Raw genomic sequence first — 17,580 nt, 5'->3', positions numbered from 1 at the left:
GTGGCTGCAGAAGCCTCTGCAAACCAGCACCGTCGTTATGCAAAACCGTGGGTCATCCCACGGTTTTTTCTTTTTGGCCCTGATCAACCGCGCAGGCACAGATGCACTATCAACTTATCACTCAGCAAGCCGAACTTGAGCAGTATCTCGCTTCTCTGGCCGACGTTCCCCTGGCTATCGATACTGAATTCGTTCGCACCCGTACCTACTACCCCCAGCTTGGCCTGTTCCAGATCTATGACGGCGAGCATCTGGCGCTGCTGGATCCGCTGACGCTGGATCTCTCCGCCCTCTGGCAGCGACTGGGCAGGGAAGGGCAGATCGCCATCCTGCACGCCTCTGGCGAAGATCTGGAGCTTATCCAGCATCAGGCTGGCCACCTGCCCAACCAGATGCACGACACCCAGCTGGCTACCGCCTTTCTCGGTTACGGCGTCTCGGTCGGCTTTGGTGCGCTGGTGAATGAATTCCTCGGGGTCGAGCTGGAAAAAGATCAGGCGCGCACCGACTGGCTGGCACGCCCGCTTACACCGCGTCAGCTCGAATACGCGGCAGCGGATGTCTTCTACCTGATGCCGCTCTACGAGAAAGTGATGGCCAAACTGCGGGAAAGCGGCAAGTTTGCCTGGTTCGAGCAGGAGTGCCAGAACCACTCCGCCCGCAAGACCCAGGGTAGCGATCCCCGTCAGGCTTATCTTGAAATCGTCAATGCCTGGCAACTGGGTCGCCGCGAGCTCGCCATTCTGCGCGAGCTGGCCGCCTGGCGCCAGCAAGAGGCGGTGCGCCGCGATCTGGCCCTCAACTTCGTGGTCAAAGAGCTGCACCTGTTCAAGGTGGCAGAGCGTCGTCCTGCCTCCCTGCGGGATCTCAACGAGCTCGGCCTCTCGCCCATCGAGATCAAGATCCACGGCAAGCGGATGCTCGATATCGTCGCCAAGGCGCAGCAGAGCGATCCTGACAGCTGGCCCGAGCCCATTCGCCGGCTGGTGGACTTTCCCCAGTACAAGGCCGAGCTCAAGCGCATCAAAGCCATGGTGGAAGAGAAGGCCAAGGCGAGCAATATTCCGCCCGAGCTGATTGCCAGCAAGAAGATCATTCACCAGTACTTCACCTGGAGCTGGCGGATGAACGACGAAGAGCGGGCCCGCAGCGACAAGCCGATGCTGCTGCAAGGGTGGCGTCATGAGCTGGTCGGTCACCTGCTGGCACAATAAGCCACCAGACGGTTGCACCTATAAATCAATCCTCACCCTCGGGTGGGGATTTTTATTTTTAGGGGGAATTTATGATTTAAAATGTCAGAATATCTTGCGGTCGCTTATCAAATAATTGTGGCTCAAGAACAAGAGTTCGAAATAAATGAGCTTATTTTTCGTGACTGTGTTGGCAATAACAGGTTATATATCATTAATTGTCTTGTTAAACTTGATAGTGAAAATTCTTACAAGATAAATAGAGGTAAGTCCGCTACCAATAAGACTGCAAACATGTAGATAGGGTGATGCTTCAATAATTCCATTTCGTATGGCAGATGGGCATACTATAAAAATAGTCAACAAGAAGCACATGGGGATATTGATTGTATGCTGTCTATTTATTGCATTTCTATCATCTGGCCATATGAAAAAACCATATTTATATGCCATTACTAAAAAAATGGTGATCAACAATAGGTAGTATATAACTTGAGGAAGTACATAGGTTAGTAAGGTGCTGTAACTGGCCTGAATGGGGACAAACTCAGCTCTATATATTATTTCAAATGCAATATTAACGAGTAGTATTATTATCCCATGAATGACTGTTGGGCGTTTGTAATCTCTGATTCTATATCTGGCTCGTGACTTCTTCAGGAAAAAAATAAATAACAATATGGCGATAGCTAAAGCAAGATACATGTTTGTTCCCAAGTTTGGATGGTCAGAGCCAAATCATGGTGAATTATAAAGACTCGCTTGTACCTATAGCAATGAGGACTTCAGAAAAAAAAGGAAAAAGGCAGCGGAACACCGCTGCCTTTTTTGATCACCAGATAGGCTGGGTCAGGTAGGGATTGCTCGCCTTCTCGCGGCCGAAGGTGGAGCTGGGGCCGTGGCCCGGGATAAAGACGATTTCGTCCCCCAGCGGCAGCAGGGTCTCGGTGATCGACTTGATAAGCGTCCCATGATCCCCACGGGGGAAGTCGGTTCGGCCGATGCTGCCGGCAAAGAGCACGTCGCCAACCCAGGCGAGCTGCTCGGCTTGGGAGAGCAGCACGATATGGCCCGGGGTGTGGCCGGGGCAGAAGTAGACATCCAGCTCGCACTGGCCAAGCTGCACCTTGTCACCCTGCTCAAGCCAGCGATCCGGCGTGAAGGCGGGGGTATGGGCGAAGCCGAACATCTGGCTCTGCTGGGGCAGCATGTCGAGCCAGAAGGCATCCTCCTTGTGGGGGCCCGTGATGGTGACGCCAGTTTTTTCCCGCAGAGCGGCGGCGGCACCCACATGATCCAGATGACCGTGGGTCAGCAGGATATGAGTCAGGGTCAGGCCGCGCTTGGCGATGGCGGCCAGCAGTTTTTCCGCTTCGCCGCCCGGATCGATCAGGGCCGCCTGATGGGTCTCGTCACACCAGATGAGGGAGCAGTTCTGGGCGAACTGGGTGACCGGGATCACCTCGAATTTCAACATAGAGTTCCTCTCTTGGGATGGGTCAGCCGCGCAGCGAGCTGGCATGCTGCTCGGCGAAATAGTCGAGACAGGCCTGTTTGTCACCGCGGAATACGATGCGCTCCTGCTTGTTGCCAAGCTGGTAGAGATACATGGGGTCGTAGTAGCGGGTCAGCAGCAACGTGATCCAGGCTAGATGCAGCGCGGTATCACCGCTCTTTTCCTGCTCGGTGAGAGCGGTCTGCATCAGGGCATCCAGCTCGCGGTGGGCCTGATCGCCGAGGCGGCGCTTGAGACGGGCCAACGCATCGGTGAGATAGGCGGCAAACAGCGGCCATCCCTCTTCTTGGCCATACATGGCTTGATAGCGCAGCCAGAGATCGTGCACGTAATCTTCGCGGATCTGCTCGGCCCGATCGCACTGCGGCACATCCACCACCACCAGCGGTGCCTGACTCATGGCCTCATGGAGGGAGAGGGGCAGGCAGCAGCGGCCGATCAGGCGACTCTCATCTTCCACCACAAAGGCATGCTCACCCTGATGGCGGCGCTTGAGCAGCTCGATGGCGAGGTTGTTTTCAAAATTGATGTTGCTGGGCTGGCCGCCGGGCAGTTGACCAAACGACGAGCCCCTGTGATGGGCGTGTCCTTCCAGATCGAGCGCCTGGGCCACGTGGTCCAGCATATGGGTCTTGCCGGAACCGGTCATGCCGGTCAGCACAGTCCAGTGGCACTCGGCAGAGGCCTTGTCCTGGGTGTCGATCAGGAAGCGGCGCAGCTCCTTGTAGCCACCGGCGACGCGGGGGCGAGTCACCCCCGCTTCAGCCAGCCACTGTTGTACGGTTTGCGAGCGCAGGCCGCCGCGAAAGCAGTAGAGCATGGCATCGGGCTGCTTGCGCAACTGCGCCAGCCAGCCTTCGAGTCGCTCGGCCCGTACTGCTCCCCCCACCAGCTTGTGTCCAAGCTCAATGGCGGCGGCCTGCCCCTGCTTCTTGAAGCAGGTCCCCACCTGGGCGCGCTCATCGTCTGTCATCAAGGGCAGGCTGGTCGAGCAGGGGAAGGCCCCCTCCTTGAACTCGATGGGGGCGCGCACATCAATCAACGGCACATCGCCTAAAAAAATCTGGGCGTAGTCCGTGGCCAGTGGCAATTCACTCATTGGACAATCTCGATAAAGCGGGAGCCCTCAAGGGGCTTGATCTGACCGATGGGCGAGAGTTCTAGGCCAGCGTCTTGCGCGATGGCGAGCAGCTCGGCTTCGCTCTCTTTACCCACGGCGACCAGCAGGCCGCCGCTGGTTTGCGGGTCGCACATGATGTTGCGGGTGCGATCGTCCATGGCATCCAGCTTGTGGCCGTAGGAGTCGTGGTTGCGCAGGGTACCGCCCGGAACGCAGCCCTCACTCAGGTAGTAATCCACCTCATCCAGTAGCGGCAGCGCCTTGAAGTCGAGGCGGGCGCTGACATTGGATCCTTCACACATCTCCAGCAGATGGCCAGCCAGACCAAAACCGGTGACGTCGGTCATGGCGTGCACACCCGGCAGCTCGGCAAAACGCTGGCCAATCTTGTTGAGGGTGCACATGGCGTTGGGGGCCAGCTGCTCGTGTTCAGGCTTCAGCTTGCCCTTCTTCTGGGCTGTGGTGAGGATGCCGATACCAAGGGGCTTGGTCAGATAGAGGGTGTCACCCACCTTGGCGGTGTCGTTCTGCTTGATGGCATCCAGAGGCACGATACCGGTCACCGCAAGACCGAAGATGGGCTCGGGGGCATCGATACTGTGACCACCGGCCAGTGAAATGCCCGCTTCGTGGCACACCTGACGGCCACCGTCGATCACCTGCTGGGCCACTTCGGCGGGCAGGGTATTGATGGGCCAGCCGAGGATGGCGATGGCAACGATAGGCTTGCCGCCCATGGCGTAGATATCGCTGATGGCGTTGGTGGCGGCGATGCGGCCAAAGGTGAAGGGATCATCGACGATGGGCATGAAGAAGTCGGTGGTGGAGACAATGCCCTGACCGTTGCCGATATCGACCACGGCCGCGTCATCCTTGCTGCTGTTGCCAACGATCAGGGTCGGGTCGTTGAAGCCCGGGATCTGGCTCTTGAGAATGGTGTCGAGCACCTTGGGAGAGATTTTGCAGCCACAGCCAGCGCCGTGGCTGTATTGGGTCAGACGAATGGAAGACATACTTACCCCTTTTATTTGCAAACAGAGCAGAGGCTCTGTGGAGCCGTCTTGGTCAATGGGCGGCCTTGTAGTGAGGAAGACAAGAAGCCGCAAATATGGGTGGCCTCGGTGCCAACAGGGGCAGCGATGACTGGCAGTTATGAAAGACCGCCAGGCCGGACGGGGAAGAAATGGGCGACAAGGTACGCCAGCGCAGCCCCGCCAAGGGCCACAGGACAGGGCATTATGCCACAAATGCCCCCTCCGGTTCGAACAGGAATTCACACAAAGCGAAGGGGATTGGCGGGTGAAAGGTAAGGGAGGAGGGCGCTGGCATGAGCCGCTCAGTTATCGGCAGGGGTGAAGAGAAATCGTGGACTTGCCCCGCAGAGGTTGGCTTAACCTCTGCGGGGCAATCAGCTGGCGAAAGCAGATTAGCCGGCTTGCTCCAGCACCGGTTGGCGAGCCTTGCCCCAGCGGCGCAGGCACCGTTGCAGTGGCCGCTCCAGCAGGTTGTAGCTCAACGCCGAGAGCCCGATCAGCACCGCCAGCATCAGCAAGGTTGCCACTACCCCCAGCAGCGGGTTGGTCTGGCCATACCACCACTCGGTGATCCCCGGCGCCAGATAGTGGATGAGCTCGCAGCCAGTGAGCAGTACCAGCGCATGGAGCAGGTAGATGGAGTAGGAGAGATCCCCCAGCCAGTTGGTGAAGCGGTTATCCAGGAGGTGCAGCAGCGGGCTTTGGCGATCGCCTTGACAGGCGGCAATCCAGATCAGCAGCACGTAGGAGCTGATCAGCAGCAGTGTCAGTGGTGGCGTCATGGTGAACTGCATCAGCGCGAAGGGCAGCATAAAGGCGACCAGCAGCGGCAGATCATGCTTCATCATGGGGAAGTTTTTCGCGGCCTTGACCCTCGGCAGTAGCCAGAGGCCGAGCACAAATTCACTCACCCCGCGCCCCACCGCCAGCGCGCCGCTGGTGACATCCAGAGTGCCGCTACTGTGCACGATAAAGGCCAGCACCGTCAGCGCCAGCAGGGGGGCGAGATGGCTCCAGCGACTGCGGGTGACCGCCAGCGGGATCAGCAGCGGGAACAGCAGGTAGCTGATCCACTCCACGCTGAGCGACCAGGCTGCGAAGTTCCAGGTCAATCCGTGATCGGTTACCACCTGTAGCAGTAGGAAGGCGCTCGGCAACGCCTCGGCCGGGGTGAAGGGGGAGCCGAAGGGGGGCATCCCTTCCCACTCCCACATCTTGAACAAGGGGCCGGCGTAGAAGCCCACCCCGTGCTGCGCCTTGTAAAGCTCCCAGCCGACCAGCAGCAGCAGGGTGACGAGGTAGAGGGGGTAGACACGGGTCAGCCGCAGCCAGAGAAAACGGCCATAGCTCACGGTGCGGGGCGTGCGGGTGAAGGCCTCGCCATAGACATGGGCCAGCACCACGCCGCTCAAAATAAAGAACAGGTCGACCCAGAGGTAGCCATTCTCGATGAGTTGGGTGTGGCCTGCGATCGACTCCATCCACTGGGGAAAGAGCAGCAAGCGGGCATGGAACAGCACCACCATCAGGGCAGCGATGCCCCGCAGCGGCGTTAACAGCGGCAATGATTGATTCATAACGGGATCCCTTGTGATGTTCAGCTTGGCCTGACATCGATTTTTGTTGTTGTACCGTCCATCACTCCTGATAGGACGGTTGCTCCGGCTTGGCTGCCGCAGGCGAGATCACACTACGGAAAAGAGAGTCATACGGGTGTGATTTAAATCATAAATGTGCAGTTATTGTGCAAAAAAATTTAAACAGATAAAGACGTGGGACGCAGGCAGGGAAAGAGGAGGAGAGAGAACACCAATAAAGCAGAGAGGGTGGTCAACGGGGCGAGGGGCAGGTCTATAGGCGTTAAGCAAAACAATCAGGCCCGCAAGGGGCCTGATTGATCACAAGGGGAGGGTGGTTGCCGATCAGCGGGCGCGTACCACCAGACCCTTGAGGTAGAAGCCTTCCGGATAGGCGGTACCGATGGGGTGATCGGAGGCCTGGGAGAGCAGCTCCAGGATCTGGGCATCGCGACCGGCATCGAGCGCTGCATCGGCAACGATCTTCTGGAACAGACTCTGCTCCATCAGGCCGGAGCAGGAGTAGGTCAAGAGCACGCCACCCGGCGCCAGCAGCTGGAATGCCAGCATGTTGATGTCCTTGTAGCCGCGGCAGGCACCCAGCAGCTGGGCTTTGCTCTCGGCGAACTTGGGTGGATCCAGCACGATGACGTCGAACTTCTCGCCCTTTTCGCGATATTCACGCAGCAGCTTGAACACGTCGTGACGGACAAACTGGGTGTTGCTGATATCCAGCCCGTTCAGCTCGGCATTCTGGCGGGCGATATCCAGCGCATTCTGGGAGAGATCGACGTTGACCACTTCCTTGGCGCCGCCCTTGAGGGCATAAACGCCAAACCCGCCGGTGTAGCAGAAGCAGTTGAGGACGCGCTTGCCTTCGGTGTATTTGGCGGCAGCCTGACGGTTGTCCCGCTGATCCAGATAGAAGCCGGTTTTATGGCCGTTGCGAATATCCACCAGGATCTTGACGCCACCGTTCTCCTCGATGACCACGGGCTCGTTCGGGGTCTCGCCATAGATGACGCCGGTGCGCTCTTTCAGCCCTTCCTTCTTGCGCACTGCCACATCGGAGCGCTCATAGATGCTGCACTCTGGGTAGAGGGTACGCAGTGCTTGCGTTATCAGCTCACGCTGGAACTCGGCACCGGCAGAGAGGATCTGGCACACCAGAAAATCGGCATAACGGTCGATGGTCAGACCCGGTAGGCCGTCGGATTCGGCGGCGCAGAGGCGATAGCCGGTGAGACCCTGACGCTTGATCAGCGGATCGCGAGACTCCTGCGCATATTTGAGACGACGGATAAAGAAGTCGAGATCGACGGTCTCATCCTTGTCGAAGGTCCAGACTCGGGCACGGATCTGGGAACTGCCTGACCAGGCGCCACGGGCGAGCCACTTGCCATCGTTGGCATAGATCTCGACGGTATCGCCGTCAATGGGGTTGCCCTGAACCCGCTCAATCCCCTTGGAGAAGATCCAGGGGTGGCGACGCAGCAGGGATTTTTCGCGGCCTTTGACGAGATAGATGGAAGCGCTCATGGATGTTTGCCGATGGTAGAAAGAAAAGGGGCCACATTCTATGTGGCCCGCAGGTAAAACTCAAACAACCCTGTGTAATGGATGGGGTTGCCCTGATCTGACACCTCATACGGTCAGAGCTTAATCCCCTTGAGTGCCTGGGTCAGCTCGCTGGCGGTGGCTTTCAGCCCTTGCGTGCCAGCCACCGAGGCGCTGGCGGACTCTTCCACCTGCGCCGCTTCATGGCGTACCTGATCCAGATTGTGGGTGATCTCGGCGGCGACCGAGCTCTGCTCCTCGCTGGAGGTGGCGATCTGGGTGCTCATCTCCAGCACCGCATCGCTGTGGTTGCTCAGCTTCTCGATATCGAGCCCCACTTCGCTGATGAGCTGCTGGCTGCTGGCGGCGCGCCCTACAGTCTTTTCCATGATCTCGTTCAGCGCGCCGGTACCGGTCTGCAGCTCTTCGATCATCTGCTGGATCTCCACCGTAGCCTGCTGGGTACGGCTGGCGAGGGTACGCACTTCATCCGCCACCACCGCAAAGCCGCGACCCTGCTCACCGGCACGGGCCGCTTCGATGGCGGCGTTGAGGGCCAGCAGGTTGGTCTGCTGGGAGATGGCGTTGATGACGTTGACCACCTCGTTGATCCGGTTGGCGTTGTGGGTGAGCCGCTCGACTGCACCGGAGGCGTTGCCAATCTCGTCGGCCAGGGTGCGGATCGCCTCTATGGTGCGGGCTACTCGGTTGGCGCCATTCGCCGCCTCTTCGCTCGACTGGCGGGTTTGTTGCAGGGTGTCGTTGGCATTGCGCGCCACTTCGCGGATCGCCGCCGACATCTGCTCCATGGCGGTAGCCAGCGAATCCATGTGCTGGCGTTGGGAACGCGCCATGCTCTCGCCTTCGCGGGCATGGTCACGAAACTCGTCGGCGGCCAGGGTCAGCGCTTCGGCAGACTCCTCCACCAGTTTGACGATCTGGTGCTGGCGGTCGGTAAAGCGGTCGATGCTGCCCGCCAGGGTTGAGAACTCGTCCCGCACCGGGAAGAAGTTGAGTCGGAAGGTGAGATCGCCGTCCGCCACGGTTTGCAGCGCCTTGTTGGTGGAGTAAAGCGCTCCGGAGACAAAGGTCATCATGTAGTGGATCACCAGCGCCATCAGGGCGGCCAGCGCGCCGATCAGAAGCAGGGTCGAGCCCTGACCCTCCCACATGGAGAGGTTGCCGGTGTCAAGATCACCGGTGACGTAGCCCGCCTGACCTGCTGGCGCGGTAAAGAGGTAGTGCTCCCCTTGTTGTTGCAACCCGCTGCTGCCTTGCCGGGTCAGACGCAGATCAGCAGGCAACACCAGAGTGGGCTGCTGGCTGACCAGCTGCGCTGTGGTCTCGACCCGTTGCTGCAACTGCGCTACCCGCAGGGAGATCTCCTGCTGATGGCTGGCCGCCAGCATATACCAGCTGAGAAAGGCGATGATGAAGAGAGGTAACCAGAACGCGATATGGAATTTTTCACTGATGGTGAGGTGAATGAGATAGCGGTCAACCCACCGGAATTTAACTTCTTTCATAATGGAGCTGCATCCTGCAGAGATAGAGTGTCGGGCACATTATCGTCTCGGGAATTTTTTTCTTAAGCGGAAGGTGTGAGAAATGGGAGAGCAATCGTTTGTCATTCGGGTGTGGGGGCAGGTGCAGGGGGTGGGATTTCGATATTTCACCCGTGAGCGGGCGCTGCAACTGGGTTTGCGGGGCCATGCCTACAACCTGGAGGATGGCTCGGTGGAGATCCTCATCAGCGGCCCCGCGCAGGGGGTGCAGATGATGCTGGGTTGGCTGGAGCATGGCCCGCGCACCGCCAGGGTGACCCGGATGGAGTATGAAGAGGCGCTGCCGCCCACCGGCCAGGGCTTTCACACCAACTGAAGGGGCGGGGACGAGATGGACGCTGACAAGGAAAGTCTGTTGCTGACTCAGGCAACAAGCTGGGTCGCCCGTTATCAGGAGGCGGCGCGAGCGGTGCGCGAAGAGGCCAGCGAACCGGCCGTGCATGGCTACCGTATCGCGGCGCGCCGCTTGCTGGCACTGCTCGCCCTGTGGCGACCACTCGCCTATCATCCCGAGCTGGAGCGGCGTCTGCTGCGCTCGGTCGGGCGGCTTTCGGCGCTGCGGGATGCTCAGGTCTACGCCGAGCGTTTTGGCAAGCCGCCTGCCAGCACGGGCAATACCCACAAATCGGCCTGTCGCGTGCCCCTGTTGTCGAGGCGACTGGCCCGCTGGCTTGCAGCGGTGGCGCAGGTGCCGGATGCGCGGGCATTGGCATCGCTCTATCAGCAGCATCTGGCCCTGCGCCTTGATGAGGCGCAGGGCGCTCTCGATGAACCTATTCCCTGCGTTGGAAAATCTGCCAGCTCCCGTCAGCAACAGTTGCGCCGCTGGCATCGGCTGCGCCTCGAGATCAAGCAGGCCCGTTATGGCGTGGAACTGTTGCTGGATCTGGGGAGTGGAGATCCCGGCTGGTTGAGCACCCTGACTCACTGGCAGGAACGACTCGGCCAGTTGCAGGATTGGCGTCAATGGTGGCGGAGGTTGCGAGCAGAGCAGGGGAACACCCGCAAGCAGACGAAACTGCGGCAGCAGTTGAAGCAAAAGATCACTGCCCGTTTGCGTCAATTGGACTGCCAGCAGGCGGAGCTGGTGGCGCTCAAACTGGCGATGCTGGCAGGCCACAACATGAATGACATGCCAAGTCGGGTGATCAGCTATTCAGAACAAAATGTATCTTCCGCCAAGTCAAGCGGTGGATAGCCCCAAGGCCGCAATCTACGAAAGTCATCCGCGACCAGCATCTACAAAAACTCTCCAAGCCACAAATGCGAGACAAAAAAGAGAGGCCGTTTGGCCTCTCTTCTCTATCTGGCTGTGGTCGCAGTCAGCGATACGCTTACTTGACGCGCATACCCGGCTGGGCGCCTTCCTGCGGCTCCAAGATCCAGAGATCCTTGCCGCCCGGGCCTGCGGCCAGCACCATGCCTTCGGACATGCCGAAACGCATCTTGCGCGGAGCCAGGTTGGCCACCATCACGGTCAGCTTGCCTTCCAGATCTTCCGGGTTGTAGGCGGACTTGATACCGGCAAACACCTGACGGGTTTCGCCGCCGATATCCAGTTGCAGCTTGAGCAGCTTCTCGGCTTCCGGTACCGCTTCGGCCTTCTTGATCAGCGCGACGCGCAGGTCAATCTTGGCAAAATCGTCATAGGTGATGGTTTCGCTGATGGGGTCATCAGCCAGCGGACCGGTCACTTTCGGTGCCTGCTCCTTGGCCAAGTCTTCCTTGGATGCCTCGATCATGGCTTCAATCTTCGCCGGCTCAATGCGGGAGAAGAGGGCCTTGAACGGCGCAACGGTGTGATTGACCAGCGGCATTTCGATGCCATCCCAGCTGAGGGTTTCTGCCAGGAAGGCTTCGGCGCGCTCGGCCAGCTGCGGCATGACGGGCTTGAGGTAGGCCATCAGTACGCGGAACAGGTTGATGCCGACAGAGCAGACAGCTTGCAGCTCGGCGTCAGCACCTTCCTGCTTGGCGATAACCCAGGGAGCCTTGTCGTCCACATAGCGGTTGGCCTTGTCGGCCAGCGCCATGATCTCGCGGATGGCGCGGCTGAACTCGCGGCTCTCATACGCTTCGGCAATGGCGGTGCGGGCGTTGGCGAACTCGGCGTAGAGCTCCGGTTCGGCGCAGGTTGCCGCCAGCTTGCCGCCAAAACGCTTGGCGATAAAACCGGCGTTGCGGGAGGCGAGGTTGACCAGCTTGTTGACCACGTCGGCGTTGACGCGCTGCACGAAATCTTCGAGGTTCAAGTCCAGATCGTCGATGCGGCTGTTGAGCTTGGCGGCGTAGTAGTAACGCAGGCACTCCGGATCCAGGTGGTTCAGGTAGGTGGATGCCTTGATAAAGGTACCCTTGGACTTGGACATCTTGGCGCCGTTGACGGTCACATAGCCGTGTACGTTGACCTTGGTCGGCTTGCGGAAGTTGGCACCTTCCAGCATGGACGGCCAGAACAGGCAGTGGAAGTAGGCGATGTCCTTGCCGATGAAGTGGTAGAGCTCGGCGTCGGAGTCCGCTTTCCAGTAGCTGTCAAAGTCAATGTCGCCACGCTTGTTGCACAGGTTCTTGAAAGAGGCCATGTAACCGATGGGGGCATCCAGCCAGACGTAGAAGTACTTGCCCGGGGCGCCGGGAATTTCGAAACCGAAGTAGGGGGCGTCACGGGTGATGTCCCACTGCTGCAGGCCGCTCTCGAACCACTCCTGCATCTTGTTAGCCATCTCTTCCTGAATGGCGCCTGAGCCACGTACCCACTCAGAGAGCCATTTTTCAAACTGGGGCAGGTCGAAGAAGAAGTGCTCGGAGTCCTTCATTACCGGAGTCGCGCCGGAGACGGCAGATTTCGGATCGATAAGCTCAGTCGGGCTGTAGGTGGCGCCGCAGCTGTCGCAGTTGTCGCCATACTGCTCCGGAGACTTGCATTTGGGGCAGGTACCCTTGACGAAACGGTCCGGCAGGAACATGGATTTTTCCGGATCGAACAGCTGGGAGATGGTGCGGCTCTTGATAAAGCCACCATTTTTCAGGCGGCCGTAGATCAGCTCCGCCAGCTCGCGGTTTTCGTCGCTGTGGGTGGAGTGATAGTTGTCAAAGCTGATGTTGAACCCGGCGAAGTCGGCCTGGTGCTCCTTGGAGACAGCGGCAATCATCTCTTCCGGGGTGATCCCCATCTGCTGTGCCTTGAGCATGATCGGGGTGCCGTGGGCATCATCGGCACAGATGAAGTGCACCTGATGACCGCGCATTCGCTGATAACGAACCCAGATATCGGCCTGGATATGTTCCAGCATGTGGCCAAGATGGATGGAGCCATTGGCATAGGGGAGGGCGCAGGTTACCAGCATTTTACGAGGATCAGTTGCCATATTACGTTCTTGATGTGCTTGTTGGGATGATAGAGTGCCGTGCATGTTACCCGAATTGGGGGTAGCCTGCCTAGGGTTGTGGCTATGCCAACCTTGGCAGCACCTGCTGTTACGATGGCAGGCAAGCCACTGATTTGTGTGCGGTAACCGTTCACCTCAAGATAATGACAAGATAATGAGGAGTTAATGGTGATTGATTCAGTAAAACAGATCCTCGCCGAATTTAAGCCAGCAGGCTGGCACAAGGATCTGGTGGATGCCGGATTCGTTCGCGAGATCATCAATCAGGGTCAGGGGCTTACTATCCGGCTGGTCTTGCCGTTTGCCGGTCTCTCGCTGCTAGATCAGCTCAAAGAGAACTACGATGCCAGACTGCGCAGCGCCACCGGTGCTGCCCGTATCGACTGGGCACTGGAGATTGACGTCGCGAGCATGCCGCGGGCGCAGGGCCTCAATGCCGTGCAGGGCATTCGCAACATCATCGTGGTTGCTTCCGGCAAGGGCGGGGTAGGCAAGTCCACCACCGCAGTCAATCTGGCGCTGGCCCTGCAAAAAGAGGGTGCGCGGGTCGCTATTCTCGATGCCGATATCTATGGCCCTTCCATTCCCACCATGATGGGCACCCTCAAGGAGCGCCCGGTCAGCCATGACGGCAAGCTGATGGAGCCGGTGATGGCCTGCGGCCTCAAGAGCAACAGCATCGGCTATCTGGTCTCCGAGCAGGATGCCACCATCTGGCGTGGCCCGATGGCGAGCAAGGCGCTGGCGCAGATCCTCCATGAGACCCGCTGGGGTGAGGTGGATTATCTGGTGGTAGACATGCCGCCGGGCACTGGCGATATCCAGCTCACCATGGCCCAGCAAGTGCCTACCTCGGCCGCGGTCATTGTTACCACCCCGCAAGATGTGGCGCTGGCCGATGCCCGCAAGGGGATCGCCATGTTCAACAAGGTCAATGTGCCGGTGCTCGGCATCATCGAGAACATGAGCTACCACGTCTGCAGCGCCTGCGGTCATCATGAGCCGCTGTTCGGTACCGGTGGCGGTCAGAAGATGGCAGAGCAGTATCAAGTGGCGCTGCTTGGTCAGCTGCCGCTGCACATCGATATCCGCCAACACATGGATGATGGCTGTCCGACGGTGTTCGGCGCACCGGAAGGGAGCCTGGCTCAGGCCTATTTGAAGCTGGCGCGCAGGGTAGGGGCTGAACTCTTTTTCAGCGCAAAACCGATTGCGACCCCCCTCTATGCCATGGCGCTGGATGAATAATCGGCGGTCGGTCACTTGAAAGGGAATTGAGGGTGGGCATGACCCACCCTTTTTTATATAATGGATCGGTTTAAACCATCCCCACTGCTCTTCTCTTTTAGGTATTTGTCATGTCTGATACTCAACATTCGTGTGTGATCATCGGTATTGCGGGCGCATCTGCGTCTGGCAAAAGTCTTATAGCCCAGACCATTTATGAAGAGCTGGTGGCCGAACTGGGCGCAGGTCAGATTGGTGTGATCACCGAAGATTGCTACTACCGTGATCAGACCCACCTGACCATGGAAGAGCGGGTCAAGACTAACTATGACCACCCCAACGCGCTGGATCACGACTTGCTGGTACAGCACCTGAGCCAGCTGGTCAAAGGTGACGCGGTTGCCATTCCCCAGTACTCCTACACCGAGCACACCCGGATGAGCGAAGTGACCCCGTTTGCGCCGCGCCGGGTGATCATTCTGGAAGGGATCCTGCTGCTGACTGACAGCCGTCTGCGGGATCTGATGGATGCCTCCATCTTTATGGATACCCCGCTCGACATCTGCCTGCTTCGCCGTCTGGTGCGTGATGTGCAGGAGCGTGGCCGTACCATGGACTCCGTGCTCAAGCAGTATCAGAAGACGGTGCGTCCGATGTTCCTGCAGTTTATCGAGCCGTCCAAACAGTATGCCGATGTGATCGTGCCCCGTGGTGGCAAGAACCGCATCGCCATCGACATGCTCAAAGCGCGTATCCGCCACATGTTGATTGGTTAAGATGAAACAAGCCGGGTGATGCCCGGCTTTTTTAAAAGCACAATTTGTCAGGAGAGTCGCCCAATGCGTCTGTGTGATACCGATATTGAACGCCATCTGGATGAAGGCAAGATCGTCATTGAGCCACGGCCCGGGGTAGAGCGGATCAGTGGTGTCAGTGTCGATGTGCTGCTGGGTAACGAGTTTCGGGTGTTTCGCGATCATACCGCACCCTATATCGACCTGAGCGGCCCGAGCAGCGAGATGGCCGATGCCATCGATCGGGTGATGAGTGACGAGATCCACATCCCCGATGGCGAAGCCTTCTACCTGCACCCGGGTCAGCTGGCGCTGGCGGTGACCTACGAATCCGTCACCCTGCCTGCCGATATTGTCGGCTGGCTGGATGGCCGCTCTTCACTGGCGCGGCTGGGTCTGATGGTGCACGTGACGGCACACCGCATCGATCCGGGTTGGTCCGGTCGCATCGTGCTGGAGTTCTACAATGGCGGCAAACTGCCGCTGGCACTGCGCCCGAAGATGAAGATCGGCGCCTTGAACTTCGAGATGCTTTCCGGCGTCGCGGCCCGTCCCTACAACAAGCGGGAAAATGCCAAGTACAAGAGCCAGCAGGGCGCCGTCGCCAGCCGCATCAATCAGGACTGATAACTGGCAACACAGCAACGATTCGAGGGAGCACAAGGTGCTCCCTTTTTGCATCTGGAATCAAACGGATATGGGATTGATGGTGCTGGTCGGATGAGATTGGTGGGGTAGGGGCGTTTTATCACCAATTTTGCCTGTTTTTATGTCATAAAAACGTCATAAAAATGAAATCATTGGCTTAATTGTCAGCTAATTTTGCCATTTCCTGCAATCATTGATGGCTTTAATTAATCGATGGCAAGCCGTATGAGGACTGGCTCTAGGATATTTTTTTCCAAAAAGCTCTTTTTTTTTATGGCTGAAATATTTCAATGGTGGCTATGGTGTTGGCCGCCATCTGGCATAATCCGCCGCAACTCATAAACAGGCTTTTTTTTATGTTTGAAATGTTTAGTGGTTTGGGTTTGTGGTGGTCAATCGGTTTGGTATTGGCCGTTTTTTTTGTGCTTGCCTATGAATTTATCAACGGCTTTCACGATACCGCCAACGCGGTAGCAACGGTTATCTATACCAAGGCGATGCCGGCTCACCTGGCGGTTGTCGCATCGGGGATCTTCAACTTTTTTGGCGTCATGTTCGGCGGTCTGGGGGTGGCTTATGCCATTGTCCATCTGTTGCCCATCGACCTGCTGCTTGGGATGGACTCCACCCAAGGGTTGATCATGGTCTTCTCCTTGCTGTTTTCCGCCATCGTGTGGAACCTGGGCACCTGGTTCTTCGGGATCCCGGCCTCCAGTTCACATACCTTGATCGGTTCCATTCTGGGGGTAGGCGGCGCCTATGCCTGGATCACCCATAAACCGGTGACAGAAGGGATCAACGTGGGCAAAGCGATCGACATCATGCTTTCCCTCATCATCTCTCCCACCATAGGTTTCATCATCGCGGCGCTGCTGCTGCTGGCAATGAAACGCATCTGGACCAGCAACAAGATCCACAAAACACCGGAAGAGCGTCAGCTGGTGGATGGCAAGAAGCACCCGCCGTTTTGGGCGCGTCTGACCCTGGTGGCATCGGCCATGGGCGTCAGCTTCGTGCACGGCTCCAACGATGGCCAGAAGGGTATCGGTCTGGTGATGCTGGTGCTGATCTGCATGGCACCCGCCTATTTCGCGCTGGACATGAACAGCCGCTCTTATGACCTGGATCGGACCCAGGATGCCAACCAGCGCATCATGGAGATCTACCAGCGCAACCAGTCCGCCCTCTCTGGTGTCATCAACTTCTCTGCACCGGCAACGGCTCAGGAAGAGCTGATGACTCACTGCTCCGCCGATGGCGTGCTGCAGGCGATGGCCACCCTGGATGCCCGTCTGGGGGCTGTGCGTACTTATGATCAGATGAGCCTGACCGACCGTCGCGAAGTGCGTCGTCTGCTGCTCTGTATCGATGACACTGCCCGCAAGGTTGCCAAGCTGCCGCTGCCCGCCAAGGAGCTGACCGACCTGGCCAAATGGCGCAAGGATCTGACCGCGACCGCTGAATACGCACCGACCTGGGTGATCGTCTCCATCGCACTGGCGCTCGGTTGTGGCACCATGGTGGGCTGGCGTCGTATCGTCCATACCGTGGGAGAGAAGATCGGCACGACCGGCATGACCTACAGCCAGGGCATCGCGGCCCAGATCACGGCTGCGACCTCCATCGGAGTCGCCAGTCTGACTGGTATGCCGGTGTCCACCACCCACATCCTCTCTTCTGCGGTGGCGGGGACCATGATTGCCAACAAATCCGGCCTGCAGAGCCAGACTATCAAGACCATCCTGATGGCCTGGGTGCTGACCCTGCCGCTGACCATGCTGCTCTCCGGCGGCCTGTTCATCGTCAGCCATCATCTGTTTGGCTAAATGCCAATACCATATTCGATAAAGGGCCTGCGGGCCCTTTTTTGTGTTTCCTGTCCTCTCCTGAATACGGTGTCCCGTCCTGAATATGGTTTACACCTTTCCCCCCAATAAATGAACAGTCCTATGGGATAAGG

At 58.3% G+C, this 17,580-nt stretch carries 14 protein-coding genes; 7 read left to right on the top strand and 7 right to left on the bottom strand.

Annotation, left to right across the window (positions count from 1 at the left end; genetic code table 11):
* Positions 1–101: 101 nt before the first annotated feature.
* Positions 102–1,214 carry a ribonuclease D gene (gene rnd / locus G5533_RS11085; protein WP_108612378.1) on the top strand — a complete coding sequence of 371 codons (1,113 nt, stop codon included), beginning with the start codon at positions 102–104 and terminating at the stop codon, positions 1,212–1,214.
* Positions 1,215–2,025: 811 nt separating this feature from the next.
* Here rnd and G5533_RS11080 read toward each other — a convergent pair.
* The 6 genes from G5533_RS11080 to G5533_RS11055 form a co-directional block, all read right to left on the bottom strand.
* Complete coding sequence (locus tag G5533_RS11080) at positions 2,026–2,670, bottom strand: MBL fold metallo-hydrolase (RefSeq protein WP_441254801.1); 645 nt, start codon at positions 2,668–2,670, stop codon at positions 2,026–2,028.
* Between the two features lie 22 nt (positions 2,671–2,692).
* Positions 2,693–3,808: a tRNA 2-selenouridine(34) synthase MnmH gene (gene mnmH, locus G5533_RS11075; RefSeq protein ID WP_421255149.1), complete on the bottom strand. Its 1,116-nt coding sequence runs from the start codon at positions 3,806–3,808 to the stop codon at positions 2,693–2,695.
* Entirely contained in the window at positions 3,805–4,842 is a 1,038-nt protein-coding gene (selD, locus tag G5533_RS11070) for a selenide, water dikinase SelD (protein ID WP_047440105.1), read from the bottom strand. Before selD ends, mnmH begins: the two co-directional genes overlap by 4 nt.
* Before the next feature lie 413 nt (positions 4,843–5,255).
* Positions 5,256–6,440 carry an acyltransferase family protein gene (locus G5533_RS11065; protein ID WP_421255147.1) on the bottom strand — a complete coding sequence of 395 codons (1,185 nt, stop codon included), beginning with the start codon at positions 6,438–6,440 and terminating at the stop codon, positions 5,256–5,258.
* 345 nt (positions 6,441–6,785) lie between these two features.
* A complete protein-coding gene (locus G5533_RS11060; protein WP_421221715.1) occupies positions 6,786–7,979 on the bottom strand; it encodes a class I SAM-dependent methyltransferase in 1,194 nt (397 codons plus the stop codon).
* 113 nt (positions 7,980–8,092) lie between these two features.
* Positions 8,093–9,523, bottom strand: a complete 1,431-nt coding sequence (locus G5533_RS11055; protein ID WP_441254800.1) for a methyl-accepting chemotaxis protein — start codon at positions 9,521–9,523, stop codon at positions 8,093–8,095.
* 82 nt (positions 9,524–9,605) lie between these two features.
* Between G5533_RS11055 and G5533_RS11050 the strand changes: the two genes are divergently transcribed.
* Positions 9,606–9,878 (top strand): acylphosphatase, encoded by a 273-nt coding sequence (locus tag G5533_RS11050; RefSeq protein WP_005345583.1) that lies wholly within the window; start codon positions 9,606–9,608, stop codon positions 9,876–9,878.
* Between the two features lie 15 nt (positions 9,879–9,893).
* Positions 9,894–10,760 carry a CHAD domain-containing protein gene (locus tag G5533_RS11045; protein ID WP_441254799.1) on the top strand — a complete coding sequence of 289 codons (867 nt, stop codon included), beginning with the start codon at positions 9,894–9,896 and terminating at the stop codon, positions 10,758–10,760.
* Positions 10,761–10,896: 136 nt separating this feature from the next.
* On the opposite strand, the gene metG is transcribed toward G5533_RS11045, so the two are convergent.
* The gene (metG, locus tag G5533_RS11040; RefSeq protein WP_441254798.1) at positions 10,897–12,930 is read right to left on the bottom strand and encodes a methionine--tRNA ligase; all 2,034 of its coding nucleotides are present in this window, start codon (positions 12,928–12,930) and stop codon (positions 10,897–10,899) included.
* Positions 12,931–13,116: 186 nt separating this feature from the next.
* On the opposite strand from metG, the gene apbC reads away from it, so the two are divergent.
* From apbC to G5533_RS11020, 4 genes are all read left to right on the top strand, one after another.
* Complete coding sequence (gene apbC, locus G5533_RS11035; protein WP_005345574.1) at positions 13,117–14,199, top strand: iron-sulfur cluster carrier protein ApbC; 1,083 nt, start codon at positions 13,117–13,119, stop codon at positions 14,197–14,199.
* Between the two features lie 110 nt (positions 14,200–14,309).
* Positions 14,310–14,954 carry a uridine kinase gene (udk, locus tag G5533_RS11030; protein ID WP_005345570.1) on the top strand — a complete coding sequence of 215 codons (645 nt, stop codon included), beginning with the start codon at positions 14,310–14,312 and terminating at the stop codon, positions 14,952–14,954.
* 63 nt (positions 14,955–15,017) lie between these two features.
* Positions 15,018–15,599, top strand: coding sequence for a dCTP deaminase (gene dcd / locus G5533_RS11025; RefSeq protein WP_005336719.1), 582 nt, complete (start codon positions 15,018–15,020; stop codon positions 15,597–15,599).
* 377 nt (positions 15,600–15,976) lie between these two features.
* Positions 15,977–17,446, top strand: coding sequence for an inorganic phosphate transporter (locus G5533_RS11020; RefSeq protein ID WP_216950818.1), 1,470 nt, complete (start codon positions 15,977–15,979; stop codon positions 17,444–17,446).
* The last annotated feature ends 134 nt before the right edge of the window (positions 17,447–17,580 follow it).

Origin of the sequence: Aeromonas sp. A600620, from assembly GCF_029479985.1 — a bacterium.
Classification (GTDB): Bacteria; Pseudomonadota; Gammaproteobacteria; order Enterobacterales; family Aeromonadaceae; genus Aeromonas; species Aeromonas veronii_A.
The sequence above is the reverse complement of the archived record's forward strand: the minus strand, read 5'-3'. Positions and strand labels throughout refer to the sequence as shown.

Bases quoted from the DNA above. Each gene is read 5' to 3' on its own strand.
- G5533_RS11020 (WP_216950818.1), top strand. From the start codon at position 15,977: ATGTTTGAAATGTTTAGTGGTTTGGGTTTGTGGTGGTCAATCGGTTTG.
- apbC (WP_005345574.1), top strand. From the start codon at position 13,117: ATGGTGATTGATTCAGTAAAACAGATCCTCGCCGAATTTAAGCCAGCA.
- mnmH (WP_421255149.1), bottom strand. From the start codon at position 3,808: ATGAGTGAATTGCCACTGGCCACGGACTACGCCCAGATTTTTTTAGGC.
- G5533_RS11055 (WP_441254800.1), bottom strand. From the start codon at position 9,523: ATGAAAGAAGTTAAATTCCGGTGGGTTGACCGCTATCTCATTCACCTC.
- rnd (WP_108612378.1), top strand. From the start codon at position 102: ATGCACTATCAACTTATCACTCAGCAAGCCGAACTTGAGCAGTATCTC.
- metG (WP_441254798.1), bottom strand. From the start codon at position 12,930: ATGGCAACTGATCCTCGTAAAATGCTGGTAACCTGCGCCCTCCCCTAT.
- udk (WP_005345570.1), top strand. From the start codon at position 14,310: ATGTCTGATACTCAACATTCGTGTGTGATCATCGGTATTGCGGGCGCA.
- selD (WP_047440105.1), bottom strand. From the start codon at position 4,842: ATGTCTTCCATTCGTCTGACCCAATACAGCCACGGCGCTGGCTGTGGC.
- dcd (WP_005336719.1), top strand. From the start codon at position 15,018: ATGCGTCTGTGTGATACCGATATTGAACGCCATCTGGATGAAGGCAAG.
- G5533_RS11080 (WP_441254801.1), bottom strand. From the start codon at position 2,670: ATGTTGAAATTCGAGGTGATCCCGGTCACCCAGTTCGCCCAGAACTGC.
- G5533_RS11045 (WP_441254799.1), top strand. From the start codon at position 9,894: ATGGACGCTGACAAGGAAAGTCTGTTGCTGACTCAGGCAACAAGCTGG.
- G5533_RS11050 (WP_005345583.1), top strand. From the start codon at position 9,606: ATGGGAGAGCAATCGTTTGTCATTCGGGTGTGGGGGCAGGTGCAGGGG.
- G5533_RS11060 (WP_421221715.1), bottom strand. From the start codon at position 7,979: ATGAGCGCTTCCATCTATCTCGTCAAAGGCCGCGAAAAATCCCTGCTG.
- G5533_RS11065 (WP_421255147.1), bottom strand. From the start codon at position 6,440: ATGAATCAATCATTGCCGCTGTTAACGCCGCTGCGGGGCATCGCTGCC.